Annotated in this window: 23 protein-coding genes, 1 other RNA gene and 1 pseudogene; 8 read left to right on the forward strand and 17 right to left on the reverse strand. The window is 73.1% G+C overall.

The window, feature by feature from the left end; all coding sequences use genetic code 11:
* The first annotated feature begins 434 nt into the window (after nt 1-434).
* Nucleotides 435-1,436 carry a Gfo/Idh/MocA family oxidoreductase gene (locus tag AB0F01_RS02260; RefSeq protein WP_362089210.1) on the forward strand — a complete coding sequence of 334 codons (1,002 nt, stop codon included), beginning with the start codon at nt 435-437 and terminating at the stop codon, nt 1,434-1,436.
* 740 nt (nt 1,437-2,176) lie between these two features.
* Here AB0F01_RS02260 and AB0F01_RS02265 read toward each other — a convergent pair.
* Nucleotides 2,177-2,503, reverse strand: a complete 327-nt coding sequence (locus AB0F01_RS02265) for a nuclear transport factor 2 family protein (protein ID WP_362089211.1) — start codon at nt 2,501-2,503, stop codon at nt 2,177-2,179.
* A 144-nt stretch (nt 2,504-2,647) separates the two neighbouring features.
* Here AB0F01_RS02265 and AB0F01_RS02270 point away from each other — a divergent pair, with 144 nt between their 5' ends.
* On the forward strand, nt 2,648-3,193 hold the full coding sequence (locus AB0F01_RS02270; protein ID WP_362089212.1) for a DoxX family membrane protein: 546 nt from the start codon (nt 2,648-2,650) through the stop codon (nt 3,191-3,193).
* A gap of 323 nt (nt 3,194-3,516) precedes the next feature.
* Nucleotides 3,517-3,930: a MazG-like family protein gene (locus tag AB0F01_RS02275; RefSeq protein WP_362089213.1), complete on the forward strand. Its 414-nt coding sequence runs from the start codon at nt 3,517-3,519 to the stop codon at nt 3,928-3,930.
* Between the two features lie 53 nt (nt 3,931-3,983).
* Here the strand turns inward: AB0F01_RS02275 and AB0F01_RS02280 are convergent, their stop codons facing one another.
* The 11 genes from AB0F01_RS02280 to AB0F01_RS02330 all read right to left on the reverse strand — a co-directional run bounded on the left by AB0F01_RS02280 (nt 3,984) and on the right by AB0F01_RS02330 (nt 14,295).
* Nucleotides 3,984-4,862, reverse strand: a complete 879-nt coding sequence (locus AB0F01_RS02280; RefSeq protein WP_362089214.1) for an ABC transporter ATP-binding protein — start codon at nt 4,860-4,862, stop codon at nt 3,984-3,986.
* A 305-nt stretch (nt 4,863-5,167) separates the two neighbouring features.
* Nucleotides 5,168-5,941 carry an ABC transporter permease subunit gene (locus AB0F01_RS02285; protein WP_362090189.1) on the reverse strand — a complete coding sequence of 258 codons (774 nt, stop codon included), beginning with the start codon at nt 5,939-5,941 and terminating at the stop codon, nt 5,168-5,170.
* A 275-nt stretch (nt 5,942-6,216) separates the two neighbouring features.
* Nucleotides 6,217-6,936, reverse strand: a complete 720-nt coding sequence (locus AB0F01_RS02290; protein WP_362090190.1) for an ABC transporter permease subunit — start codon at nt 6,934-6,936, stop codon at nt 6,217-6,219.
* A 95-nt stretch (nt 6,937-7,031) separates the two neighbouring features.
* Entirely contained in the window at nt 7,032-8,021 is a 990-nt protein-coding gene (locus AB0F01_RS02295; RefSeq protein WP_362089215.1) for an ABC transporter substrate-binding protein, read from the reverse strand.
* A 550-nt stretch (nt 8,022-8,571) separates the two neighbouring features.
* Nucleotides 8,572-9,057, reverse strand: coding sequence for a hypothetical protein (locus AB0F01_RS02300; protein ID WP_362089216.1), 486 nt, complete (start codon nt 9,055-9,057; stop codon nt 8,572-8,574).
* Entirely contained in the window at nt 9,054-9,383 is a 330-nt protein-coding gene (locus AB0F01_RS02305; protein ID WP_362089217.1) for a ribbon-helix-helix protein, CopG family, read from the reverse strand. The genes AB0F01_RS02300 and AB0F01_RS02305 overlap by 4 nt, the downstream gene beginning before the upstream one ends.
* Nucleotides 9,384-9,510: 127 nt before the next feature.
* Nucleotides 9,511-11,160: a DUF262 domain-containing protein gene (locus AB0F01_RS02310; protein ID WP_362089218.1), complete on the reverse strand. Its 1,650-nt coding sequence runs from the start codon at nt 11,158-11,160 to the stop codon at nt 9,511-9,513.
* Between the two features lie 180 nt (nt 11,161-11,340).
* Nucleotides 11,341-11,748, reverse strand: an RNA gene (gene rnpB, locus AB0F01_RS02315) — RNase P RNA component class A.
* A 96-nt stretch (nt 11,749-11,844) separates the two neighbouring features.
* Nucleotides 11,845-12,831: a DMT family transporter gene (locus AB0F01_RS02320; RefSeq protein ID WP_362089219.1), complete on the reverse strand. Its 987-nt coding sequence runs from the start codon at nt 12,829-12,831 to the stop codon at nt 11,845-11,847.
* A gap of 19 nt (nt 12,832-12,850) precedes the next feature.
* Nucleotides 12,851-13,723, reverse strand: coding sequence for an AraC family transcriptional regulator (locus tag AB0F01_RS02325; protein ID WP_362089220.1), 873 nt, complete (start codon nt 13,721-13,723; stop codon nt 12,851-12,853).
* Between the two features lie 35 nt (nt 13,724-13,758).
* Nucleotides 13,759-14,295 (reverse strand): Uma2 family endonuclease, encoded by a 537-nt coding sequence (locus AB0F01_RS02330; RefSeq protein WP_362090192.1) that lies wholly within the window; start codon nt 14,293-14,295, stop codon nt 13,759-13,761.
* Nucleotides 14,296-14,499: 204 nt separating this feature from the next.
* On the opposite strand from AB0F01_RS02330, the gene AB0F01_RS02335 reads away from it, so the two are divergent.
* From AB0F01_RS02335 to eda, 3 genes are all read left to right on the forward strand, one after another.
* Complete coding sequence (locus AB0F01_RS02335; RefSeq protein ID WP_362089221.1) at nt 14,500-15,309, forward strand: MerR family transcriptional regulator; 810 nt, start codon at nt 14,500-14,502, stop codon at nt 15,307-15,309.
* A 285-nt stretch (nt 15,310-15,594) separates the two neighbouring features.
* Nucleotides 15,595-16,377, forward strand: coding sequence for a peroxide stress protein YaaA (yaaA, locus tag AB0F01_RS02340; RefSeq protein ID WP_362089222.1), 783 nt, complete (start codon nt 15,595-15,597; stop codon nt 16,375-16,377).
* A gap of 191 nt (nt 16,378-16,568) precedes the next feature.
* Nucleotides 16,569-17,189, forward strand: a complete 621-nt coding sequence (gene eda / locus AB0F01_RS02345; RefSeq protein WP_362090194.1) for a bifunctional 4-hydroxy-2-oxoglutarate aldolase/2-dehydro-3-deoxy-phosphogluconate aldolase — start codon at nt 16,569-16,571, stop codon at nt 17,187-17,189.
* Here eda and AB0F01_RS02350 read toward each other — a convergent pair.
* The 3 genes from AB0F01_RS02350 to AB0F01_RS02360 are packed head-to-tail and all read right to left on the reverse strand — an operon-like array spanning nt 17,164 to nt 20,371.
* Nucleotides 17,164-18,708, reverse strand: coding sequence for a bifunctional RNase H/acid phosphatase (locus tag AB0F01_RS02350; protein ID WP_362089223.1), 1,545 nt, complete (start codon nt 18,706-18,708; stop codon nt 17,164-17,166). The two genes, eda and AB0F01_RS02350, sit on opposite strands and share 26 nt — an antisense overlap.
* Before the next feature lie 11 nt (nt 18,709-18,719).
* Nucleotides 18,720-19,463 carry a C4-type zinc ribbon domain-containing protein gene (locus tag AB0F01_RS02355; protein ID WP_362090196.1) on the reverse strand — a complete coding sequence of 248 codons (744 nt, stop codon included), beginning with the start codon at nt 19,461-19,463 and terminating at the stop codon, nt 18,720-18,722.
* The gene (locus tag AB0F01_RS02360; RefSeq protein WP_362089224.1) at nt 19,460-20,371 is read right to left on the reverse strand and encodes a Nif3-like dinuclear metal center hexameric protein; all 912 of its coding nucleotides are present in this window, start codon (nt 20,369-20,371) and stop codon (nt 19,460-19,462) included. Before AB0F01_RS02360 ends, AB0F01_RS02355 begins: the two co-directional genes overlap by 4 nt.
* Before the next feature lie 402 nt (nt 20,372-20,773).
* Between AB0F01_RS02360 and AB0F01_RS02365 the strand changes: the two genes are divergently transcribed.
* Nucleotides 20,774-22,126 (forward strand): hypothetical protein, encoded by a 1,353-nt coding sequence (locus AB0F01_RS02365; RefSeq protein WP_362089225.1) that lies wholly within the window; start codon nt 20,774-20,776, stop codon nt 22,124-22,126.
* A 97-nt stretch (nt 22,127-22,223) separates the two neighbouring features.
* Nucleotides 22,224-22,391 carry a hypothetical protein gene (locus AB0F01_RS02370; protein ID WP_362089226.1) on the forward strand — a complete coding sequence of 56 codons (168 nt, stop codon included), beginning with the start codon at nt 22,224-22,226 and terminating at the stop codon, nt 22,389-22,391.
* 142 nt (nt 22,392-22,533) lie between these two features.
* Here the strand turns inward: AB0F01_RS02370 and AB0F01_RS02375 are convergent, their stop codons facing one another.
* Nucleotides 22,534-23,499, reverse strand: a complete 966-nt coding sequence (locus tag AB0F01_RS02375; protein ID WP_362089227.1) for a MaoC/PaaZ C-terminal domain-containing protein — start codon at nt 23,497-23,499, stop codon at nt 22,534-22,536.
* 233 nt (nt 23,500-23,732) lie between these two features.
* Nucleotides 23,733-24,515 (reverse strand): annotated as a pseudogene (locus AB0F01_RS02380) (class I SAM-dependent methyltransferase); the annotation flags it as partial.
* Nucleotides 24,516-24,590 lie beyond the last annotated feature (75 nt).

A 24,590-nucleotide genomic window follows, 5' to 3' on the forward strand; every position in this document is an offset into this window, starting at 1 on the left:
GTCACCTTGCGGGAGACCGCATCCGCTGCCGTCGGCTCGTCCGCAGCCGTCGCCGTCCTGCCCGCTGCCGTGCCGGCTGCGCCTGCTGCGCCGGCCGCGCCTGCCGTGGTCTCGTCCCCCGGCGTCGAAGCCCTGTCGGGCACCGCTCCACGCCCCGCCTCAGCCGCATCCTCCGCGGCCGCCGGGTCGGCAGCCGCCGTGTCGGTCACGAAGTTCCCCCCGGTGTCCGGCACGCCGGCCGTCGTGCCGGGTATGTCCCCGGCCGCGGTCCCCCCTGTCGAGTTCGCTGCGGACGCCCCACCCTCGGGCATGCGGCCCCCTCCCTTTTCGCGTCATCCGCTCCCTATGCTCTCAGCTCATACGGAGTGCTCGGCGTCGACGGCGACGCTGTGGGAGCGCTTCCACGCCGAGGCAGTGCGAACGAGGGTGGACGGATGACAGGGCAGAACGTGCGGTGGGGCATCCTGGCGACGGGCGGGATGGCCGCGACGTTCACGGCGGATCTGGTCGATCTGCCGGACGCTGAGGTCGTGGCGGTGGCGTCGCGGTCGCAGGAGTCGGCGAAGGCGTTCGCCGAGCGCTTCGGGATCCCCCGGGCGTACGGCGACTGGGAGTCGCTGGCGCGGGACGAGGACGTGGACGTCGTCTACGTCGCCACCCCCCACGTCGCGCACCGGGCGGCGGCCGGGCTGTGTCTGGAGGCCGGGCGGAACGTGCTGTGCGAGAAGCCGTTCACGCTCAACCTCCGGGAGGCCGAGGAGCTGGTCGCGCTGGCGCGGCAGCACGGACGCTTCCTGATGGAGGCGATGTGGATGTACTGCCACCCCGTGGTGCGTCGCCTGAAGGCGCTGGTCGACGACGGGGCGATCGGCGAGGTCCGCAGCGTGCACGCGGACTTCGGGCTCGCCGGGCCGTTCCCGCCCGCGCACCGGCTGCGGGACCCCGCACTGGGGGGAGGCGCCCTGCTGGATCTCGGCGTGTACCCGGTGTCGTTCGCGCACCTGCTGCTCGGGGAGCCGTCGGAGATCACCGCGAGAGCAGCGCTCTCGGAGGAGGGCGTCGATCTCCAGACAGGTGCACTGTTCTCGTGGGAGAGCGGCGCTCTCGCTTCGGTGCACTGCTCCATCGTGGGCGGAACGGCTACCTCCGCCACAGTCACCGGCTCGGAGGGGCGCATCGACATCCCGAACGGCTTCTTCTCCCCGGAGCGGTTCGTGCTGCACCGCACCGGGCGGGACCCGGAGGAGTTCGCGGGGGACCCGGCGGACGGACCGCGCGACAGCCTCCGGCACGAGGCCACCGAGGTGATGCGAGCCCTGCGGGCCGGCGAGAAGGAGTCCCCGCTCGTACCGCTCGACGGCACACTCGCCGTCATGCGCACGCTCGACACCATCCGTGACGTCATCGGGGTGCACTACCCGGGTGAGGCCCGCTGACCCAGCCGGCACGGACACATCGCCGACGACGGGCTCAATGGCACGGCACCGGTCGCAGCGGCGGTCACGGCAGTGACGGCCGTCGCTGCGGCGTCGCTGCGGCGGTCACGGCAGCGGGCACGGCAGCCGCAGCAGGCAGCGGTATGACCGCCGGGCCGACCAGCGTCGAGACCGTGACCGCCACGGCCAGACAACATCCTCGGTCCGGCGGCGGCTCGGCATGACCCGTCGTCGGACGGAGGCCGGACCGACGCCTCGGCACCGCAACAACTCCGAGGCGATGCCGTGCCGGTGGAATGCAGGACGGGGGAACGCCGGGTCGGGGGAATGCCGGGTCGGGGAATGCCGGGTCGACGTCGTGGCAACGCGCACCCGGCCAAATCGAGGTTATCCCTGGTCGATGCGGGGCCCGGCCGGGTCGCCGCGCCGACGCAGCCCACCTCACCGCGCCCCACACCCGCACCCACATCCATGTCCTACAAACGGACTGATTGAGTCCGCCCCATTGCGGCAGACCACGCATCTATGCTCAACTCTCCTCCACAAATGCTTCACATGTGGAGCAGAGGGCTTCCGTAGGGAGACCGCTGCAGCAGCCTTTCGCAGGCCATTTCCTGGGGGGAGACGGCAGCCGCTCCACGTCACCGGGTGGGGGGTGGATCCGCGCGGGACCGCGGATGCGCACCGGTGCGTGGAACGGCTGCCGTCCTGTACGGCGGTCGGGTCACCCGTGGCCGGGGTCAGGCCTGTCCGGTCTCGAAGCGGGAGATGCGGCCGTCGTCGTCGACGGTGAAGCTCCAGCGGGTGCGCATCTCGCCCCACGTGTCGTTGCGGTAGCTGACGACGAGGCCGCGTCCGCCGTCGACCTCCTTCTCGACGTCCATGTGACCGTTGGAGGAGAAGATCTCCCGGTCGGTCCAGTCGGCGAGGTCCCGCTCGGAACCGTCGTCGGCCATCGTCGCGCTCGGCGCGAGAACCGCCGAGAAGGCCTCGCGGTCGTGGTTGTTGACGGCCGTGACGAAGGCGCGGACGGCCGGGTCGCTGAGTCGCGTGGTCTGAATCGCCATGCCAGTCAGCGTGGGCCCGAACCGGGCACCCCGCCACCCGCACCACCCGAACGGCGTCCGCCGCGGGCCGTGCCGTCCCGGCGGGTGGGACGGTGGACCGGGTGGGGGCCGGGACCACTGCCGCGGGAAACGACGGGAGACGACGTGACCTGTTACGACCGACGCGATCTGGGGCTGCTGCTGCTCCGACTGGGCACCGGTGGCGTGCTGGCGGCGCACGGCGCGCAGAAACTGTTCGGCTGGTTCGGCGGTGGCGGGATCGAGGGCACCGGCCGGTTCATGGAGAGCATCGGCTACGTGCCCGGAAAGGCGAGCGCGACCGCCGCGGGCATCGCCGAGACCGGCGGCGGCACCCTGCTGGCCCTCGGCCTGGCGACCCCGGCCGCGGGCGCGGCGGCGGCCGGGGCGATGGCGGGCGCGGCGGCCGTGCACACACCGAGCGGCTTCTTCAACCAGACGGGCGGCTACGAGTACGCGGCGACCCTGGGCCTGATGGCCGCCGGCCTCGCCGTGACGGGCCCCGGCCGCCTCTCCGTCGACGAGGCGCTCGGCCACAGCGTCAACCGGGGCTGGATGCTCCCGGCCGCGTTCGCGGTGACCACGGCGGCCACGGTGGCGGTCATCGGGGCACGGGGCCGCCGTCTGCGCAAGGCCAAGGAGGGCGAGCAGGAAGCGCTGTTCGAGGACTGACAAGCCGGCGCCCACCGAGGCCACGCGTCCGCTCCCCCGAGACCCACCCAGGCCACGCGTCCGCTTCCCCGAGACCCACCCGAATCCACCGAGCCCCACCGGGTCCACGGGCCCACGGGTCCACGGGTCCACGGGTCCACGGGTCCACGGGTCCACGGGTCCACGGGTCCACGGGTCCACCAGCGTCATCGTTCACCATGCGGGACGGCGCCCCGAGCGCCTCCGACTCCCGAGCCCCACCCCGCCGACTGCACGACCGGCCGAGTGCTCGGCCGTGCTCCTGGGCCGCGGTCACTGTCAGTGCCCCGTGTCAAGCTCGCCCCATGAGCGACAGTGATCACCCGTCTTCTCCCCCTCCCCCTCCTGCTCCCTCGCCCCCTCCTGGTCCCTCGCCCGCTCCTGAGGGCCTGTGGGAGTCCGTCGACGCCCTGTGCGCCTGGCTGGACGCCGAACGTCCGGTCGACGGCCCGGAAGGGCTGCTGTTGCGCATCCTGAAGCTGTCGGAGGAGGTCGGAGAGGTCGCCCAGGCGGTCGTCGGCGCCACCGGTCAGAACCCGCGCAAGGGCACCACGCACACCTGGGACGACGTCCGTTCCGAGGTGTGCGATGTCGCCCTCACCGCCCTGGTCACCCTGCGCACGCTCACCCCCGACGCTCCCGAGGTGTTCGCCCGGCACCTGGAACACGTCAGACACCGCTCGCTCGGAGCCCGCCGAACCGGCCCGTCCGCGCTGTGACGGGGCGAGCAGCTGCCGGCGGGCCCCAGTTGCCCCGATGACCGCACCCTCGGCTAACGGCCGTCGGACCAGCCCTTGTCGAGAAGCGGAGTCGACGGCTGCGCGACCTCCGGGGGCGAGTCCCCGTCCGTGTTCGTCTTCCGGGGCGGTACGGCCACCCCCGGTGCCCGTTTCGCCGCCTGGATCTGCTCGTAGACCCGCGTACGGAGCTCGGTGAAACGTGGATCCGCCCGCGTGCGGAGTTGGTCGCGGCGGGCGGGGAGGTCGATGGTCAGCTGTTCCTGGACCACGGTCGGCGACGAGGACAGGACGACGACCCGTTCCCCCAGGTAGACGGCCTCGTCGATGTCATGGGTGACGAACAGGACGGTCACGCCGAGTTCCTGCCAGAGCTGCCGGACGAGGTCCTCCAGATCGGCTCGGGTCTGGGCGTCGACGGCGGCGAACGGCTCGTCCATGAGCAGCACTTCGGGCTCGTGGGCGACGGCCCGCGCGATGGCGACGCGCTGCTGCATGCCGCCGGACAACTGCCACGGGTAGGCGCCCCCGACGTCGCTCAGACCGACGGCGTGCAGGGCGTGGTCGACCAGTGCGCGGCGGCGGGCCTTCGACAGGTGCTTCTTCTGACGCAGCGGCAGTTCGACGTTGGCGCGCACCCGCAGCCAGGGGAAGAGGCTGCGCCCGTACTCCTGGAAGACCACGGCCATGCCGGGCGGCGGCCCAGTGACCCGGTGACCATTCAGCAGGACGTCGCCGGAGGTGGGGGGGAGCAGGCCGGCGACGCACTTGAGGAGCGTCGTCTTGCCGCACCCCGACGGGCCGACGACGCAGACGAGTTCGCCGGCGTCCAGGGAGAAGGTGAGATCGCGCACCGCCTCGATGTGCCGGCCGTGCCCCTCGTAGACCTTCCGCAACCCTCTGACATCGAGCATCTGCCGTCCCCGTCCCCGCCCCCGTCGGCGTTCCTCGTCCCCATCCCCATCCCCATCCCCATTCCCATCCCTGCCCCTGCCCCGGTTGCCCCCTGCCCCGGTTGCCGCCTGCGCGCCCACCCTTGTCCGCGTCCCGTCTCGGGACCTCTCCGGTGCCCCGTACCTGATGCCCCGGTCGCCCCGCTCGTCCACGGGTGCGCGGCCCACGCAACTCCCGCGGCTGAGACAACCGAGGCGACCAAGGCGACCGAGGCGACTGGGCAGCCGAGGCGACAGGGCCTCCCACATCGCATCCGTCGCACCCCTCACCTCCTCCGGGACCGTCGCAGGCCGTGGTACCAGGACAGGGCCCGGCGTTCGACGGCGCGGAACACCACCGCGAGCAGGACACCGAGCAGCCCGAGCAGCAGGATGCCGCTCCACATCTCCGGTATCGCGAAGCCGCGTTGGAACTGCACGACGGCGAAGCCCAGGCCGTTGCTGGCCGCGAACATCTCGCTGATGACCATCAGGATGACGCCGATGGACAACGCCTGCCGGAGACCGGCGAAGATCTGCGGGCCGGCCGACGGCAGGACCAGGTGGCGGAGGCGCGCGGGGCCCGTGATGCCGTACGAGCGGGCCGTCTCGGCCAGTACCCCGTCGACGGCCCGTACGCCCTCCACGGTGTTGAGCAGCATCGGCCAGACGCACCCGGAGGCGATGACGGCGACCTTCATGGTGTCGCCGATCCCGGCGAAGAGCATGATGACGGGCACCAGGACGGGCGGCGGCACGGCCCGCAGGAACTCCAGCACCGGTTCCGTGGTGGCCCGCGCGCGGGGGAAGGAGCCGATGGCGACGCCGAGAGTCACACCGATGACGGCCGCGGCGGCATATCCGAGGAGGAGCCGGGTGACGCTCGGCACGACGTCGGTCGCGATCCGCTCGGCCGTCCACACCTCGCGGCCGGCCTCCAGGATGGTGCTCAGCGGAGGCCAGTAGACGTCGGTGCTGTCGGCGGAGGCGAACCACCAGACGGTGGCGAGGAGGACGGGCAGGCCCGCGACGAGCAGCAGCCGCAGCACTGCGACGCGCAGACGCCGGGCTGCGGCGCGCAGACGCCGGGCCGCGACCCACGGACGCCGGGCCGCGGGGCCGGACGGCGGGCCGGCGGAGCCTGGCCCCGTGAGCCTGTCGGCGAAGGGAGCCCCACGGCCGGTGGTCGACGGAACCACCCGGCCACCCGAGGCCGGAGCCGCGGCGCCACCCGAGGCCGGAGCCGCTGGGCCACCGGGGGCCGGAGCCGCGGGGCCGTCGACGACGGGCGGCGGGGTGGGAGGACGCCGGGGCGGGCGCGGGGGGTGGGGGCGTTTCACGTGGCCACCTCGCCCCGGACGGACTGGTGCCAGGCCAGCGCACGGCGTTCGACGGCGCGGGCGCCCACGTTGATCAGGACGCCGATCAGCCCGGTGACCGCGACCAGCGCGTACATGTCGGGCACGGCGTGGGAGGTCTGTGCGACGGCGATGCGGGAGCCGAGGCCGGGCGTGCCGATGACGAGTTCGGCGGTGATCGCGAGCACGAGGGCGACGGCCGCGGCGAGCCGCACGCCGGTCATGACGTAGGGCAGGGCGGTCGGCCACAGCACGTGGCGGACGCGGGCCCAGGTGCCGAGGCCGAAGGAGCGGGCGGTCTCGTCCGCCACGGGGTCGACGTCCTGGACGCCGTACAGGACCTGCACGAGCACCTGCCAGAAGGACGCGTACACCACCAGCAGCAGGGTGGAGCGGAGATCGGTGCCGAAGAGCAGCACCGCGAGGGGGATCAGGGCCACGGACGGGATGGGCCGCAGGAACTCGACCGTGGCGGCCGTCGCCTCGCGCAGGTACGGGACGACGCCGATGAGTACGCCCGCTGCGATGCCGGCGGCGGTGGCGATGAGCAGCCCGAGGGCCCAGCCGGTCAGGGTGTCGGCGAGCGCGGTCCAGAACGCGGCGTCCGACACCTCGTCGACCAGCGCGACGGCGATGGAACTGGTGGGCGGTAAGTGGTCGACGGAGACCAGGCCGAGCCGGGGCACCGCCTCGACCAGGGCGAGGAGGCCGCAGAGCCCGCCGAGGCCGAGGAGGGCGTGGACCGGTCCCCGCCGGTGGGTGCCCGGCGGTCCGGTCCGCACCGGTGCCCGGGTCACGGCAGCAGCGCGTCCAGGTCGGGAGCCTTCTCGAACAGCCCGTCCGCGCGGCCGAGTTCGCCCAGACGTTCCAGGGAGGCGCGGTCCGGTTCCTCGGGCCACTCGGGGAGGGTCATGGCCGCCAGGGTCTTCTCGGGGATCTTGGTGTAGGTGGTGAGGATGTCGCGGACCTCGTCCGGGTGACTGTTGGCGTAGGCGAGGGATTCGCGGGTCGCTTCGGCGAACTTCTCCACCAGTTCCGGGTCCTGCTGGGCCAGCTTGTCGGAGGTGAAGTAGAGGGCGATCGTGAGGTCGGGCGAGACGTCGACGAAGTTGGAGGCGACGACCCGGCCGCCCTGCTCCTTGACCACCGCGAGCGAGGGTTCGACGACCCAGGCGGCGTCGACCTGTCCGGCGTCGAGGGCGGCGGGCATGCGGTCGAAGGCGAGTTCCACGAACTCGACCTTCGTCGGGTCGCCGCCCGCCTTGCGCACGGATTCCCGCACCGAGGTGTCACCGATGTTCTGCAGGGTGTTGACCGCGACCTTCTTGCCGGCCAGATCCTTCGGCGACTTGACGGGGCTGTCGCCCTTGACGACGACGCCGCCGAAGTCCGCCCCGGCCTTCCCGGTCGAGGCGACCCCGTTGGCGACGGCCCGCACGGGCACGTTCCGGCTCTGGGCGATCATGAGCGAGGTCGTGTTGCTGAACCCGAACTGGAACTGGCCGCTGACCACGCCCGGCACGATCGCCGCTCCGCCCTGGCCGGTCTCCAGGGTGAGGTCGAGCCCGCGTTCGCGGTAGAAGCCCTGCTTCTCCCCCAGGTAGACCGGGGCCACGTCGACGATGGGGATCACGCCGACCTTCACGGTGGTCAGGCCGCCCGAGGACGTGCCGGACGAACCGGAACCGGAGCCGGAACCGGAGTCGGACGAGGAGGAACCGCAGGCCGTCGCGGTGAGGGCGAGCAACGCGAGAGCAACGAACCCGGCTGGCAGACGACGCACAGGGCCTCCTGGATGAGTCACGGTGAACGTGCGCAGGCCGTACGGACGTTGATGCGGGGAACCTAGGGCCGGCTCCTCGGGAGGGTCAACCCATCGGTACAAGAAGCCTTCAACTACCAACCGCCCCAACCGGGCAGCCCCGACAGGCGACTTGGTGCGCCGGCCCACTCGACTCACCCCCCGCCGACTCGACTCACCCCCGGCCGACTCGACTTGCCCCGGCCACCCGGGCAACGCTCACGGCCCCGGCCGGGCGCGGTACGGCGGGCGCCCTCACACGGACCCGGACGTGGCGGAGCCGGGGAGATTTCGCCTCGCGGGGAAGCAGGGGAAGCAAAGGGGCGCATTTCAGGAGCGGCGGGCAGGCAAGCCGTGGCACTGGATGGCCGTTACGGTTGCCGGCTGATCGTCCCGGCACCCGTTCGCGGAGCGAGCCTGCGAAGGCTCGAGCGCCGCGCCGCGCCGCGCCCCGCGCCGCGCCCGCTCCTGCCGACGGTCCGTTCACCGCTGGCGCGGCCATCAGGACCGGGCGGAACGTGACCCCCAGCCGTCAGACGGCAACCACGTGCACGTCCGTCGGTGCAAGGACCGCCAGGTAGGCGTGGATGTCTCCCGGGTCGGTGGTGAAGATCACCGCGCTGCCGTGCCGTGCCGCCGCCAGTGCGACCCAGGCGTCCACCGCGTCCGGCCGCTTCTTCGCGGGCAGGGCCGCCCGGCCCAGGGCGGTGCCGATGCGCCGCCAGTCCGCGAGGTCAGGGCCCGTCGCGCAGGCCAGACAATCCGGGCGTCCCGCCTTCGTCTCCCGCATGGGCGGTTCGGACGTACGGGCCTGGGGAACCGTGCAGTCCTTCAGAGCGCCGGACAGAGCGTGCACCAGAGCCGGTTGGGGGCGCCACACCTGGGCGAGGACCGGTCCGAGCACCAGTGCCCGGTGCGGGACCTGGCGCAGTCCCTCGTGGAGAGCAACCGCCTTCGCCTTGCGGTCGGCGAGCGCGATGAGCATCCCGGTGTCGTAGACCGGCACCCGTGCGCTCACGCGGCGTGTCCCGGACGGCGGCCTTGCCGGTCCCGGCCCCGGACGAGCCCGAGGGCCTCCTCGACCTCTCGGCGTTCCTGTTCCGTCAGCTCCGCGACAGGTTCGGAGGCGCGTTCGTCGGAAAGCCCGTCCGCTGCCCGCTCCGCCCGGGCGATGAGTGCGTCCACCTCGGCGAACTGTTCCTCTATGGCGTCACTCTCGGCCATCTGGCGCGTTGCGGCGTGGACCAGGTAGGCCGAGACGTCCATGCCCGCCCGTTCCGCATGCTGCTTGATGCGTTCGGCCTGGTCCTGCTCCAGGCTGATACTGATCCGAGTCTTCGCCATGAGGACAGCGTAATACGCGTATGACGAGAGTGCGAGTGTCGGTCGCCGTGAGCAGGCGGGAGGCACCCCCTTCTGGGTACCTCTGGTAGCTGTCGGGCGTCACACCCCGGCACCCCGCCCCCCGCGCTCACAGACGCCACTCCTCCGCGAGCACGCTCAGCAGTTCCTTCTGCCGGGCCTCGAGCAGCTCGGGAGTCCACTCGGTGTGCTGGAGCACCTGGCTGGTCAGCGCGAAGGGGACCACTCCCCCGCGGCCGGTGAAGTACCTGGCCTTCTTGGCGGCGAAGTCGTAGTTCTGGGCCGCCGAGTTCTTGGCGCGGTTCAGCAGGACCAGGTTCCCCAGACGGTGCGTCCACCGGGCGCGCTGCTCCTCGTCGAAGAGTTCGACCCACCGGGAGTCGACCTTCGGGTTCTGCGGCAGGACGTGCTCCACGGTGATCAACGGGTGGTCGTAGGTCACTCCTTGCCCGCGGGCCAGCAGCTCGTCCAGCCGGAGCAGCACGTACTTGCGGATCCTGCGGACGAGGTAGAGGTCACCGTCCAGCCTGGCCCGCGTCTCCGCCTTCTCGTCCTCCCTCAGCTCGAAGGCCGGGGAGTCGAGGCCGTGCCCCTCGTCGAGTTGGCGGAGCAGCTCGGCGTAACGGGTGACGCGAGGGGTCGTGTAGACGCGGCGGACGAACATACTGACCGAGAGCCGCTCCAGGGCTCTCATGAACGCGTCGAGCCATACCGGGTCGTTCTCGTGATGACGCAGCGCCCAGAGGGCGGCGGGTCGCCAATCGTAGTTGTCGATCTGCTGCAGCCGCCTGAACCAGGCGTTGACGGTCTCCGCCCCCGAGGCGGATTCGTAACGGGCCTCCCGGATCTGGGCGTAGGCCTCGGCGTACGGCCGCACGACGTCGTGGACGAAAGCCTCCGCATGACCGGGGAGATAGTGGCTGAGCACCTGTTCCGGGAACTCCTTGAGCAGTTCCTGTTCCGCCCGCTTCTTGGCGAAGATCATCCTCAGGTGGAGGAAGAGTTCCGCGAAGTCGTCGCGCCCCAGCATCTCCTCGGCGTCCTCCCAGGTGATGGCGCACGCCTCGGAGGTCTCCTCGTCGAGATCACCGATTATCCGCGATTTGAAGATGTCGGTGGGCGACAGGTCCAGGCCCCGGGAGTTCATGACGCTGAAGATCCGGTGGGCACTGTCGAGGTCCGGGGTGCTGACGACGACCAGGAACGTCCGCTCGGCGAGCATCTGCGCCAGCTCCAGCCGATGCTTCTCGGGGAGCGCGGTGAGGCTGTGGTGCAGGACCGTCGCGTTACGGAGGACCGCCTTCTGCGCGTCGGTCCGCAGGGCATCCTCCTGGAGTTCGAGAAGGGTGTCCACCGCGCCCTTCGTCTGCACGTACTTCTCGAAGAAGTCCGCGTCCCGGCTCCGCAGGGTGAGCCGCGGCCTCGGAGCGAGTCCACGGATCTTGGCACCAGGCTCCATGACCAGCCGGTCGAGGTCGCCGCGCAGATCCGCATCCTCGGTGAGGTCGCGCAGGACGGACAGGAGGATGGTCAGGGTCGTGAGACGCTGCTGGCCGTCGATGACGTCCGCCCTCGGGGCCCCGCCGTCCTTGACGAGCACAATGGAGCCGAGGAAGTACGGCTCGTCCGTCCCACGGTCCAGGGCCTCCTGCAAGTCCATCAGCAGTTGGGACGCCTGTTCCTCCTGCCACGCGTAGGGGCGCTGGTAGTCGGGGATCTGGAAGTCGTAGTCACTGCTGAACACTTTGTGCAGGGGCATTTCGTGCGCCTCTAGTTTCTGCATGCCCTGATGATGACCAAAGAGGAGCCGCCACGAGACCCGATTGACCCGACTTCCCCCGGAAGCGGTTCCGCCGAACTCGGCGGAACCGGCGACCCATTGGGTCGTATCAGACGTGGGGGCCGCAGGAAGGCGCACGCGGAGCGAGATGCTGAGCGGCAGACGAGTCGGGCTGTACGCCGGGTTCTGTTCCGGCGGGTCCTCGCGGGCCCGCCGGCGACGGCCATCCATCTAGGGCCGGTGTTGCCACCGGCCTCGTGCGGTCTACCCGCGGACTCGGGCGGGCAGCCCTCGAACGTCCGCGCAGAGACGCTTCCGAAGAGGCGTCTCCTCTTGACCTTGCTCCGGGTGGGGTTTACCTAGCCGCCTGAGTCACCTCAGGCGCTGGTGGTCTCTTACACCACCGTTTCACCCTTACCGAGGACCGAGGTCCCCGGCGGTCTGCTTTCTGTGGCACTGTCCCGCGGGTCACCCCGGGTGGCCGTTAGCCACCACCCTGCCCTGTGGAGCCCGGACGTTCCTCGGGGAGTCCCGTGAGGGATTCCACGCGGCCGTCCGCCCGGCTCGTCTGCCGTGTGGACCATGGTACCGGGCGCCGGCGGGGTCCCGGTGCCGCGACGGCAGGAGGCAGGTGCTCTCGGGTGTGGATCAGGCGGTTCCCGGTCACTGTGCTCCGGCGGACGCAGTCGAGGCCGGCGGGGTCGAGGAGGTCTCGGCGCCCTCCGGTTCGGCGCCCTCCGGTTCGGTGTCCGCGGACTCGGCTTCAGGGGGTGCGGCCTCCGCGCCCCCGCCCTTCGGTCCCGCCGCCGTCGCCAGGACCGAGCCGGTGAGGATGAGGGCGAAGGCGGCCAGGACGGTGGCGGTGAGGGCCTCGTCCAGGAAGACGGTGCCGGCGGCGACCGCGATCGCCGGGTGGACGTAGGTGATCACCGAGGCGCGGATCGGGCCGGCCTCCTTGATCAGTTCCAGGAAGGCGACGAAGGCCACCGCCGTGCAGACCACGCCGAGGGCGGCGAGGGCGGCCAGGGTCTCGGCGGAGGGCAGGGCGGCCGGGCGGGTGAGGTAGGCGGCGGGGGCGTACACGAGGGCGGCCAGGGCCAGGCAGGGGGCGATGAGGTGGAGGGTGGGGACGTCCTTGAGGTGCCGGTTGGCGATGAGGGGGGCCGTGGCGTAGCCGACGACGGTGACCAGGACCTCCGCCAGGGACAGGGCGTCGCCGCCGGTGAGGTGGGGCGCGGTGAGGACGGCGACGCCGCCGATGCCCAGTCCGAGGCCGGCGAGGCGGCGGGCGCCCAGTGTCTCCGCGGCGCCGAAGAAGCGGGACAGCAGGACGCCGACGATCGGCACGCCCGCGATCAGCAGGCCCGCGGTGGAGCTGGACAGGTGGCGTTCGGCGTCGGTCAGGGTGTACCAGGGCGCGATGATCTCGATGACGGCGAAGGCCAGCATCGGTTTCCAGCGGGCCCGCAGGTTCCGAGTCAGGCCCGGCTGGCGCAGGGCGAAGGGCAGCAGGAGGGCGGCGCCGAGGGCGCAGCGGGCGAAGACGACCATGGACGGGGACACCTCGTCCACGGCCACTTTGATCAGCAGGTAGGGGATGCCCCAGACCAGGCCCATCAGGGAGAACAGAAGCCAGCCGCGTGCAGTCATGCGGTGAGTGTGGCGGCGGTCAGCAGGGGGCGTCTTGAACGCTGTTGCGGTACCCGGCAGCCCCATGAACGCTGTTGCGGTACGCGGCCGGGGTCACGCCGAGGACGCGGCGGAACCAGCGGGTGAGGTGGGCCTGGTCGGCGAAGCCGACGAGGGGGGCGGCCTCGGCGGGGCGCAGTCCGGCGTCGAGGAGGGCGCGGGCCCTGGTCACCCGGTACTGGGCGAGCCAGGCGTAGGGCGGCACGCCCATCGTCGTCCGGAAGGCGCGCAGGAGCTGGTAGCGGGACAGGCCGAGGCCGGCGGCCAGTTCGGCGAGGGAGGGCGGGGCGAGCAGTTCGTCGGCGAGGCGGTCCCGGACGGCGCGGGCGACGGGGCCGGCGTCGGGGACGGTGTCGTCGTCCGGGCGGGCCGTGGAGTGGCGCCGGGCGAGGGCGGTGAGCAGCCACGGCAGCCGGGACTCGGCCTCCAGAGGGTCGGGGTGGGCGCTGAGGTCGGTGTGGGTGCGGTGCAGGGCGGCGGCGAGTTCGGGGTCGTCGAGGACGGGTTCGCGGAAGTGCGGCAGGCCGGTGCCGAGGGTGCCGTCGGCGAGGAGGGCGGGGGTGGTGTAGAGGGCGCGGTAGGCGTAGCCGTCGGGCGCGGCGGGGCCGCCGGTGTGCATCTCGCCGGGTTCGAGGACGACGATCGATCCGGGGCCGGAGACGATGCGTCCGCCGCGGTAGGCGATGACCTCCAGGCCGCCGACGGTCACGCCGACCGTGTACTCGTCGTGGGCGTGCGGGGCGTACTCGTGCCGGTCGAAGCGGGCGGTGAGCAGGTCGAGTGACGGCCCGCACCGGCCGAGCCGCGCCCTGGTCCAGCGTGCCTGTTCCCGTACGTTCCCCGTGTTCCCCACCGCGTTTCCCACCGCGCACCCCCCGGATCAGGGGATCAGACGAAGTCGGCGGTGTCCAGGTCGAAGGCGAAGGGTTCGGGCAGGGCGATCGGTTTGCCAAAGGGGCGGGTGCACTGCTCCCGGTACTCGTCCTTCTCCGGGTCGCTGAACAGCGTGACCGAGGACATGCCGCGGTCGACGAGCAGGTGGAGGGGGATGGCTCCGCGCGCGTAGCAGTGGCGCTTGGCTTCGCGGTCCGTCCGAGGTTTGCCGGAGGTCACCTCCATGACCAGCGCGACGCCGTCGCACGGCATCCAGGGGTCCGCTCCCCGGTACAGGCGCGAGGCCGCGGGCGCGAAGACGCCGTCCGGGATGACGTGGTTCTTCGGGCACGCCCCGCCGCTGCTCAGCCTCAGGCCCTTGTTCCCGGAGAACTGCATGGCGGTCCGGGATTCCCTGATCACCTGCGTCACGACCAGCCCGATGTAGTCCTCGTGGTCCCCGTCCGGCGGCGGCGTCACAACGATCTCCCCCTCGATCAGCTCCGCCCGGAAACCCTCCGGGGTGTCCAGGGCGAGGAAGCCCTCGAGCAGGACATCCGCCTGCGAGAGCGGCTCGTGGCCATGGCAGTCACGTCACGCCCCTCCTTCGGTCGCTCACCGGAGTGGGGCATCGGGTGATCACCTGGCCGTGGATCGGGAGTCGTTCCCTCGATCGTGGCACACGGAGCGGCCCGGCGGGCGGTGCGACGGCAACCGGTTGACCCTGCCGCAGCGTCAACGTTTCTACTGGGAGGCATGCGGATCGGCGAACTCGCCGCCACCGTCGGCGTCACCACGCGGGCCGTGCGGCACTACCACCATCTCGGGCTGTTGCCGGAGCCGGAGCGGCTGGGCAACGGCTACCGGAACTACACGCTGCGGCACGCGGTCGTGCTGGCGCGGATCCGGCGGCTGACGGAGCTGGGGCTGGGACTGGCCGAGGTGCGGGACGTGCTCGCGGACGACGCCGGGAAGGACCTCGCCGAGGTGCTGACGGAGCTGGACGAGGACCTGGCCCGGCAGGAGGCGGCGATCCGGGAGCGGCGGGCGCGGCTGCGGGCACTGCTGGAGACGGAGGGCGGGCTGACCGCCGACGGGCCGGTGTCCCCGGAGCTGGCCGCCCTGTTCGAGGAGCTGGGCGGCCTCGCCGGCTCACCCTCGGCGGCCAAGGACCGGGAGGTGCTCGCGCTGATCGAGTCGACGGCACCGCCCGAGGAGCGGGAGCGGTTCATGGGCCTGGTCGGCAGCGCCCTGTCCGCGCCCGGAGGACTGGAACGGGCGCAGCGTGCCTACGCCCTGCTGGACGAGCTCGTCGACGCGGGGACGGACGACCCGCGGGTCGACGAGGCCGTCGAACTCCTCGCCACCGCCCTGCCCGAGGAACTGGCCCCGGATGGGGCGGGCTTCGTCGATCAGGAGCACGCCTTCCTGCGGGCCCTGTACGCGGACTTCGCTCCCGCCCAGGCCGAGGTGATCCGGCGGCTGCTGCGGAGGCTCGGGGAACGGGCGGGGCGGAAACCGGCGGGAGAGGAGGGGCAGGAGGGGGAGGAGCGAGAGGAGGGGTGAACAGGGGGACTGGTGAGGCGGGCGGGGCTGGTGGGGCGCACGTACTCCCGGGATCTACGCAGGATGCCTGCTGGGGTGCCTCGCGGAGTTCCTGGACGGGCGACGGGCGACGGGCGACGGGCGGCCGGAGCCGCGGACGGCGACGACAGGCGGAACCGGGGAGTCCGGCGCACGGGGCCGCGGGCCGGGCCCCGTACCCTTTCAGCGGAGTTCCACCGTCGGCCCGTGTCCGGGCTGCGGACGGCCGGGAGGTGGGACCGTGAGGTCCTGATCCGAGGAGTACGTGTGCTTGTCCTGCTGCCGCCGTCCGAAGGCAAGGCCGCTTCCGGCCGGGGTGCCCCACTGCGCACGGAGTCGCTGTCGCTGCCGGGGCTGACCGCCGCCCGGGAGGCCGTGCTCGCCGAACTGGTGGACCTGTGCACCGGGGACGAGGACAAGGCACGCGAGGTGCTGGGCCTCAGCGAAGGGCTGCGGGGCGAGGTCGCCAAGAACGCGGGGCTGCGGACGGCGGGGACCCGGCCCGCCGGGGAGATCTACACCGGGGTGCTCTACGACGCGCTGGACCTCGCCACGCTCGACGCGGCGGCGAAGCGGCGGGCGGCGCGCTCGCTGCTGGTGTTCTCGGGACTGTGGGGTGCGGTACGGGTCACCGACCGGATCCCGTCCTACCGGTGTTCGATGGGCGTGAAGCTGCCGGGCCTCGGGGCGCTGGGCGCGCACTGGCGGGCGGCGATGGCGGAGGTGCTGCCGGAGGCGGCGGGGAACGGCTTGGTCCTGGACCTGCGCTCGGCGGCGTACGCGACGGCCTGGAAGCCGAAGGGCGAGATCGCGGGGCGGACGGCGACCGTGCGGGTGCTGCACGCGCCCACCCGGAAGGTGGTCAGCCACTTCAACAAGGCGACCAAGGGCCGGATCGTCCGGAGTCTGCTGTCGGCGGGGTCGGCGCCGGGGAACCCGGCCGAGCTGGTCGACGCGCTGCGGGAGCTCGGGTACGAGGTGGAGTGCGAGGCGCCCGCCAGGGCGGGGGCGGCGTGGGCGCTGGACGTGCTGGTGACGGACGTGCACTGAGGTTCGAAGGCGCGCATACGACCATGCCGTTGCACTCTGCGCAATGCGCTTTGCGCAGAGTGTTTTCGCGCGGCAGCATGACCGGCATGAGTTCACCCCTGCCCTCTTCCGACCCGTCTTCCGACCCGCCTTCGGGCCCCTCCCCCGCCGCTGCCTCCCGCCCTGGTACGAGTGCCCCCACCGCCTCCCTGATGGACCTGGCTCCCGTCGTGCCCGTGGTGGTGGTCGAGGACGCCGCCGACGCCGTGCCGCTGGCGCGTGCACTGGTGGCCGGGGGGCTGCCGGCGGTCGAGGTGACCCTGCGGACGCCCGCCGCGCTCGACGCGATCCGGGCGGTCGCCGCCGAGGTGCCCGGGGCCGTGGTCGGGGCGGGGACGGTGCTCACGCCGGGGCAGGTGGGGGACGCGGTGGACGCCGGTGCCCGCTTCCTGGTCAGCCCCGGGTGGACGGAGCGGCTGCTGGAGGCGATGCGGGCGTCGGGGGTGCCGTTCCTGGCCGGGGTGTCGACGGCCTCGGAGGTGGTCGCGCTGCTGGAGCGCGGGGTGCGGGAGATGAAGTTCTTCCCCGCCGGACCCTCGGGGGGCCCGGCGTACCTCAAGGCGCTCGCCGGGCCGTTGCCGCAGGCGCGCTTCTGCCCGACGGGCGGGGTCGGGCCGGACAACGCGCCGGACTATCTGGCGCTGCCCAACGTGAGCTGCGTCGGGGGCAGTTGGATGGTCCCGGCGGACGCCGTGGCCGCCGGGGACTGGGCGCGCGTCGAGCGGCTGGCCCGGGCGGCGGCCGGGCTCAGCGCAGGTGGGACGTCTCGTTGAACAGGCGGACGCTGGCGTTTCCGTCTCTGTAGTAGGCGATCGCCGACAGGGAGGCCGCCGACAGTTCCATGCGGAACAGGGCCTCGGGCGGGGCGCCCAGAGCGAGCCGGACGAGTGTCTTGATGGGCGTGACGTGGGTGACGAGCAGGACGGTGCGGCCGGCGTGGGCCGCGATCAGCTTGTCGCGGGTCGCGGCGACCCGGGCGGCGGTGGCCGCGAAGCTCTCGCCACCGCCGGTGGGTTCGGCGTCGGGTGCGGACAGCCAGGCGCTCAGGTCCTCGGGGTGGCGTTCGCGGACCTCACCGAAGGTGAGGCCCTCCCAGGCACCGAAGTCCGTCTCGCGCAGCCCCTCCTCGATCTGTACGTCCAGGCCCAGGCGAGCGGCGACGATCCGTGCGGTCTCCCGGGTCCGGGCGAGCGGGGAGGCGACGACCGCCTGCACGGTGCCGCGCCGGGCCAGGGCCGCGGCGACCCGCTCGGCCTGCTCCCGGCCGGCGTCGGAGAGGGACGGGTCGCTGCCGCCGCTGCCCGAGAAACGCTTCTGCGGGGTCAGCGGCGTCTCGCCGTGCCGGAGCAGGACGAAGGTGGCCGGCGGGCCCATGTCGGCGGGCCCCCAGCCGGAGCGGGGGGTGGCGACGGCCTCGGCGGCGCGCACGTCGGCGTCGGCCTTGTCGGCCTCGGACGTGCGACCGGAGCCGACCTGCCCGGCCTCGGACGTGCGACCGGAGCCGACCTGCCCGGCCTCGGACGTGAGACGGGAGCCGACCTGCCCGGCCTCGGATGTGAGATCGGCGTCTTCGTCGCCCTTCCCGGCCTCGGACGTGGGACCGGGACCGGCCTGCCCGGCCTCGGACGTGGCATCGGTGTCGGACGCGGGAACGGCCGCGCCGGCGGGGCTGTCGTGGCCGGCGTCGGGGGCCGCCGGAGTCTGCGCCCGGGCGGCGGTCGCGCGGTTGCGTGCCGCGCCCTCCGCCAGAGCCGCCCGCGCCCGGGCGGCACCTGCCGCCGCGTCCCCGGGCGGGCCCTCCGGCTCGGGGACCGCCGGGCGTACGGGGCGGGCGGCAGGGGTGTCCAGGTCGGCGGTGGAGGCCGAGGCGGACCACTGCTCCCCGCGGGCGCCCGCGTCCATCGCCTCGTTGGCCAGCCGGTCGGCGTGCTTGTTGCGCTCGCGCGGGATCCACTCGTAGGTCACCCGCTCGCGCGGGAAGATCCGCGCCGCCTCGGCCGCCAGCGGCTTCATGTCGGGGTGCTTGATCTTCCAGCGGCCGGACATCTGCTCGACGACCAGCTTGGAGTCCATCCGGACGCGGACCACGGCCTCCGGGTCCAGGTCGCGGGCGGCCCGCAGGCCGGCCAGCAGGCCCCGATACTCGGCGACGTTGTTGGTGGCGACGCCGAGGTATTCGGCGACCTCCGCCAGGGTCTCCCCCGTCGCCGCGTCGCTCACCACGGCCCCGTACCCGGCGGGCCCGGGGTTGCCCCGCGACCCGCCGTCCGCCTCGACGATGAACTCCCGCACCGGCAGGCTCCCTACAGGCCCGACTCGGAGGTGCGCACCAGGATGCGGCGGCAGTTCTCGCAGCGCACCACCGTGTCGGGGGCCGCCTGGCGGATCTCGTTCAGCTCGGTGATGGCGAGCTCCTGACGGCATCCCTGGCAGGAGCGGGCGTACAGCTTCGCCGCGCCGACGCCGCCCTGCTGCTCGCGCAGCTTCTCGTACAGCTTGAGCAGGTCGGCGGGGACGGACCCGGCGATGACCTCGCGCTCCTTGGTGGCGGAGGCGACCTCTGCGTCGATCCCCTCGCAGGCCGCGTCCCGGCGGGCGGTGGCGTCGTCGATCTTCGCCTGGACGGAGGCGACCCGCTCGGTCAGCTCCCCGGCCCGCTCCTGCGCGGACTCGCGGCGCTCCATGACCTCCAGAACGACGTCCTCCAGGTCACCCTGCCGCTTGGCGAGGGAGGCGATCTCCCGCTGGAGGTTCTCCAGGTCCTTCGGCGAGGAGACGGCACCGGAGTCGAGGCGCTGCTGGTCGCGGGCGGCGCGCTGGCGCACCTGGTCCACGTCCTGCTCGGCCTTGGTCTGCTCGCGGGCGCAGTCGCTCTCCTCGGTCTGCGCGGCCACCAGGAGGTCGCGCAGCTGGGTGAGGTCCTTGGTCAGCGACTCGATCTCGGCGTGCTCGGGGAGCGACTTCCGCTTGTGCGCCAGCTGCTGGAGGCGGACGTCGAGGTCCTGGACGTCGAGGAGTCGGATCTGGTCGGCGGGCGCGGCGTTCAGTTGGGGGCTCCAGAGGGGTCGGAATCGGAGGAGGCGCGCGGGGCGGTCCTCCGGTCGGTGGTGTCGGTGGTGGACGACGGGTCGGCGGACGCCGCGTGGGCGGTCCAGGGGTCCGTGACCGTCCGGGACACGTGGACCCGCAGGCCCCAGCCGTGGCGGTCGGAGATCTCGTCGAGCTGGGCCGCCGCCAGCTCGCACCAGGGCCACTCGGTGGCCCAGTGGGCCGCGTCGAGCAGCGCGAGAGGGTGCTGGGCGCGGGCCTCGGACACCGGGTGGTGGCGCAGGTCCGCGGTGAGGAAGGCGTCCACCCCGGCGGCCCGTACGTCGTCGAAGAGGCTGTCGCCGGAGCCGCCGCTGACGGCGACCCTGCGCACCGGGGCGTCGGGGTCGCCGGCGACCCGGATGCCCTGGGCCGTGGCGGGGAGCCGGGCGGCGGCCCGGTCGGCGAGTTCGCGGACGGTGACCGGCCGGTCGAGTTCGCAGACGCGGCCCAGGCCGCGACGGCCCTCGGGGTCGGTCGGATCCGGGACGAGCGGGCCCAGGACGCGCAGGTCCAGAGCACCGGCCAGCGCGTCGCTGACGCCCGGGTCGGCCTTGTCGGCGTTGGTGTGGGCGACGTGCAGCGCGATGTCGTTCTTGATCAGCGTGTGCACCACGCGGCCCTTGAAGGTGGAGGCCGCGACGGTGGTCGTCCCGCGGAGGTAGAGCGGGTGGTGGGTGACGAGCAGGTCGGCGCCCAGCGTCACCGCCTCGTCGACGATCTCCTGGACGGGGTCGACGGCGAACAGGACCCGGGAGACCTCCTGGTCGGGATCGCCCACGACGGTGCCGACCGCGTCCCAGGACTCGGCCCGTTCGGCGGGCCACAGGTTCTCCAGCGCGGTGATGACTTCAGACAGACGGGGCACGCAGCACAGGCTACCTGGCTGTTCGGCGCCGCTGTAACGGGATGTTCGACGGCAGCACGGCGGACGTTCCGGGCCGGCGGGACGGACGGCGTTCGATGCGGGGTCGGCGGGACGGACGGCGTTCGGTACGGGGTCGGCGGGACGGTACGGGGTCGGCGGGACGGGACGGCGTTCGGTGCGGGAGTCGTGTGGCCGGGTCGTGTGGACGGTCGGATCGAGCCGGGCCCGAGCGACCGGCGCGGTCAGCACACGGGCCGGGGCCGGGGTCCGGGGCGGGAGCACACGCGTTCCCGCTTCCTCAGGCGAATCGATTCTGGAACACCCTTATGTGTGAAGCGGAGTGCCGCCGCTCCCCCGCCCGTGCGTGCGAAAACTACGTTCGTGGCCGGAGGTGACCGAACCATGACGGCCTGTGCGATCGAACCTGCGACCGGTCACGACGACGGGGCCGGGTCCCGGACCGGGCCGACGGGCTGCGCCATCACGGCGGACCGTTCCTACGCCGCGCGTCTCACGCCCGCCGACGGCTCCCCGGTCCCGGAGCGGTGGACCCTCGACGGTCCCGAGCCCTATGCGGTCCCGCTGCCGGGCAGCCGGCCCGAGGAGCCGGGCACCGAGGTCCAGCCGCTGAGCGACGGACGGGTGCTGATCCACCGGCCGGTGGCCGGGAGGCACGCCTTCTTCCTGCTCTACCCGACCGGTCCCGGCACCGGTGAGGTGCCGCTGGGCGCGGTCGAGTGTCCCGACGCAGGGACACGGCTGCGACTGCTGCCGCCCGCGCCGGGCGGGGACCGGGCGTACGCGCTGGCCGTGGGCCGGCGGTCCACGACGGTGTGGATGGTGGCGGGCGGCGCGTTCGGGCCGGAGCGGGTGGCCGACCTGCCGGGGCGCTGCTCGGGCGGGGTGTGGCTGGACCACTCCGGCCGGATGCTGGCGCTGGACCGGGAGACCGGCGGGCGCACCAAGGCGGTCGTGGTGGACCTGGAGCGCGACGGCGAGGTGTCGCCGCTGTTGCAGATCGCGGCCGGGAGCGACGACCGGGTCCTGCTCGCCGACCCGGACAGCGGGCTGCTGCTGATCAGCTCGGACGCGCCCTCGCCGGGCACGCCCCGCGTGGGCTGGGGCGTACTGGGCAGCACGTTGCCGGTGCGGTTCCCGGAGTGTCTGCGGGTGCCGGACTGCGTGGTCACGCCGTTCGCGATCCAGCCGGGCCAGGTGCTCACGCCGGAGGGCTGTGCGGTGGCGCTGCGCCTCGACGGTCCGTTCGGCAGCTGGGTGGGGCTGTGGCGGCCGGCCGAGCGGCAGGTCCGTCACCTCCCGGCGCCGGAGGGGTGGCTGACCGGCACCGGCTGGTGGACGGAGGACGGGGTGCTGGGCCTTCCGTACGCCACCCGGGACGTCCCGTGCGGGGTGGCGCGGGTGCAGGCGCCGGCGCCGGAAGCGAGCCGGGACGGGACGGACGGCGGGAGCGGCGGGGACGGTGGGAACAGCGGGAACAGCGGGGACGGCGGCGATGTTTCGGGCACCGCACCGGGTGCCCCGGGGGCGTCCGGGACCCCGGAGGGGCCGGGAGCAGCCGGGACAGCGGCGGGGCAGGGCACCGGCACGGAGACCGGGGCCGGGGCGTCGTCCGGAAGCTTCGGAGACGTGCCCGGAGGGGGATCCGGAGCGTCCCCTTCCGACCCCGCCGTCCCCTCCGCGCCGCGGCCCGTTCCGCTCCAACAGGCGCCCCTGGCACGGCTTGTAACGAAGTAGTGGCGGTCGGTGCGTTCGCCTGGATCCGGGGGGTCGGGTGCCGGTTAGACTCGCCCGGCTGTAGGAAAGATCAGTATGACGGGGTGAATTCTTCTCGATGAACGACGCCATGACGCAGCAGGCGCCGACCGCCGACGGCGGGCAGGTCGCCCCCGGCCACGGCAAGCACCGCGGGCCGGTCTCCATGCAGGACGGCGACACCGCTCCGCGCGGACGGCACCGCAGGCCGGTGGAGGAGCAGGAGCGCACCGAATCGGCCGCCTGACGCAGCAACAGCGTGGGGAAACAACACGGTCCGGCCCCGCCCGTCGTACGACGGGCGGGGCCGGACTCGTTCCGGGCGGAGTCGTGGTGCGCCGTCGGCCGTTCGGTCGGCGACGACTCCCCGGGCCGGCCGACGGCGACGTTCAGTCGGGCACGACGATGGTGCCGACGAGGACCGACGCGTCGCCCCGCTCCACCACGCCGACGGCCACGCGCACCCGACCCGTCTCTGCCCGGAGCTCCTTCCCGGCCACGTCCCCTGCTACCTCCCCTACCGCCTCCCCGGCCCGTCTGCCGGGCGGGTCCGCGCCGGCGCAGCGCCCCCCGGCGTCCGTCGCCCGCCGGATTCGGATCCGCAGGGTCTCGCCCGGGTACACCACTCCGGTGAAGCGGGCGGTGCAGGCCCGGACGCGAGTGACGTCGCCGCCGAGGACGGTGTCGACGACGGCCTTGAGGGTCATGCCGTAGGTGCACAGGCCGTGCAGGACGGGCCGTTCGAAACCGGCTCGGGCGGCGAACTCGGGGTCGACGTGCAGGGGGTTCCGGTCGCCGGTGAGGCGGTAGAGCAGGGCCTGGTCCTCCCGCACGGGGCGTTCCACAACCAGGTCCGGCTCCCCTGCGGGCGCTCCGGGGCGGGCGGAGGGTCCCCGGTCGCCACCCCAGCCGCCCTCGCCGCGGACGTAGACCTCGGCCTCGTCGGTCCACAACGGCCCGTCGGCGTCCGCCACGTCGGTACGCATCACCAGGACGGCCGCCGTGCCCTTGTCGTACACCGCGACGATCCGGCGGGTGGCGGTGGCCCTGCCCTCGACCGGCAGTGGGCGGTGCAGGGTCAGCGCCTGACCGCCGTGCAGCACGCGGGCGAGGTCCACGTCCACCCCCGGCAGGGACAGCGCGCCGATCACGCCCGGCGGCCCACCGCCCGCAACGGTGGCGAAGCCGGGCAGCACGCACAGCCCGGGTTCGAGGGTGTAGCGCAGCTCTCCCGGGTCGGTGGCGGGAACACCGGCCCCGAGCGCGAGGTGGTAGAGCAGGACGTCCCGGACGCCCCAGGCGATCTCACCGATACGTGGCCGGGCGGCGAGCGCCTTGGCTGCGTCGACGGGCATGGGACAGATCCTCCTCCGCACGGCGGAACCTCCGGCACAGGGGTGCGTTTCCGGCCGCTTCACCGGTTCCGGGGGCCGGAGGTGCCGGTGCCCCCGGAGCCGGAGGTGCCGGAGGTGCCTGTTTCCCCGGAGCCGGAGGTGCCTGTTTCCCCGGGGCCGGAGGTGCCTGTTTCCCCGGAGGTGCCGGAAGTGCCGGTGCTCCCCGAGCCGGAGGCGCCGGTGCCGCGCTGCTCAGGGCGCCGGAAGAGGCCAGCCCACAGGAAGTCCCTGCCGAAGACCGGTGCCTCCTCGGACTCGTCGCGCATCCGGCCCAGTTCGACCTCCGTCAGACCGGAGAAGATCCGGCGCAGGGACGCGTCCGTGTAGGCGAGCCCGCCCCGGAGACCGCCCCCTGTGTAGAACGCGGCGTCCGGGAGTTCCGAGCCCATGCCGCCGGCCGCGAAGCAGGTGAGGGCGAAGTGGCCGCCCGGTGCGAGGACCCGGTCCAGGAGGGCCAGGTAGGTGATCCGGCGGTGCGGGGGCAGGTGGTGGAAGCAGCCGGAGTCGTACACGAGGTCGTAGGGGCCGGTCAGCGCGGCGGTGTCTCCGCCCCTGTTGCTGCCGGGCGCGGTCGCGGTGGTCACGCGCACACCGGTCAGGGTGAAGACGTCCCCGCAGTGGAAGCGGAGACGGTCCGTCCGACCCGCTTCCGCCGCCCGCTCCCGGGCCCAGGCGAGGGCGGCCGGGGACAGGTCGACCGCGTCCACGTCGTAGCCCTGGGCCGCCAGGTACAGCGCATTGCGTCCGGGCCCGCAGCCGAGTTCCAGCGCCCGGCCCCCGGTGAGGAGTCCCCGTTCCACGCAGGACACGAGGTGCGCGTCGGGTTTCGCGGCGAAGAACGGCACCGGGCGGGAGCGGTCGGCGTAGAAGCCGTCCCACCAGTCGGCGCCCCGGTCCGTCCACCGGTCGGCCTCCGGTGCGAACAGGGTGTCCAGCAGGTCGAGTACGTCGTCGACAGTGCGTGTGCTCCGGTCCATCCGGTCCCCTTTCCAGAGGGGGCAATTCTATCGCCGGAAACAGGAAAACCCCAGGTCAGAGCAGCTTTGAGTGAT

The sequence above is a fragment of the Streptomyces sp. NPDC029526 genome, from assembly GCF_040637405.1.
Classification (GTDB): domain Bacteria; phylum Actinomycetota; class Actinomycetes; order Streptomycetales; family Streptomycetaceae; genus Streptomyces.

Excerpts from the sequence above, each read along its gene's own strand:
- AB0F01_RS02260 (WP_362089210.1), top strand. The coding sequence starts at position 435 with ATGACAGGGCAGAACGTGCGGTGGGGCATCCTGGCGACGGGCGGGATG.
- AB0F01_RS02265 (WP_362089211.1), bottom strand. The coding sequence starts at position 2,503 with ATGGCGATTCAGACCACGCGACTCAGCGACCCGGCCGTCCGCGCCTTC.
- AB0F01_RS02275 (WP_362089213.1), top strand. The coding sequence starts at position 3,517 with ATGAGCGACAGTGATCACCCGTCTTCTCCCCCTCCCCCTCCTGCTCCC.
- AB0F01_RS02280 (WP_362089214.1), bottom strand. The coding sequence starts at position 4,862 with ATGCTCGATGTCAGAGGGTTGCGGAAGGTCTACGAGGGGCACGGCCGG.
- AB0F01_RS02305 (WP_362089217.1), bottom strand. The coding sequence starts at position 9,383 with ATGGCGAAGACTCGGATCAGTATCAGCCTGGAGCAGGACCAGGCCGAA.
- AB0F01_RS02310 (WP_362089218.1), bottom strand. The coding sequence starts at position 11,160 with ATGCCCCTGCACAAAGTGTTCAGCAGTGACTACGACTTCCAGATCCCC.
- AB0F01_RS02320 (WP_362089219.1), bottom strand. The coding sequence starts at position 12,831 with ATGACTGCACGCGGCTGGCTTCTGTTCTCCCTGATGGGCCTGGTCTGG.
- AB0F01_RS02335 (WP_362089221.1), top strand. The coding sequence starts at position 14,500 with ATGCGGATCGGCGAACTCGCCGCCACCGTCGGCGTCACCACGCGGGCC.
- eda (WP_362090194.1), top strand. The coding sequence starts at position 16,569 with ATGGACCTGGCTCCCGTCGTGCCCGTGGTGGTGGTCGAGGACGCCGCC.
- AB0F01_RS02365 (WP_362089225.1), top strand. The coding sequence starts at position 20,774 with ATGACGGCCTGTGCGATCGAACCTGCGACCGGTCACGACGACGGGGCC.
- AB0F01_RS02370 (WP_362089226.1), top strand. The coding sequence starts at position 22,224 with ATGAACGACGCCATGACGCAGCAGGCGCCGACCGCCGACGGCGGGCAG.
- AB0F01_RS02375 (WP_362089227.1), bottom strand. The coding sequence starts at position 23,499 with ATGCCCGTCGACGCAGCCAAGGCGCTCGCCGCCCGGCCACGTATCGGT.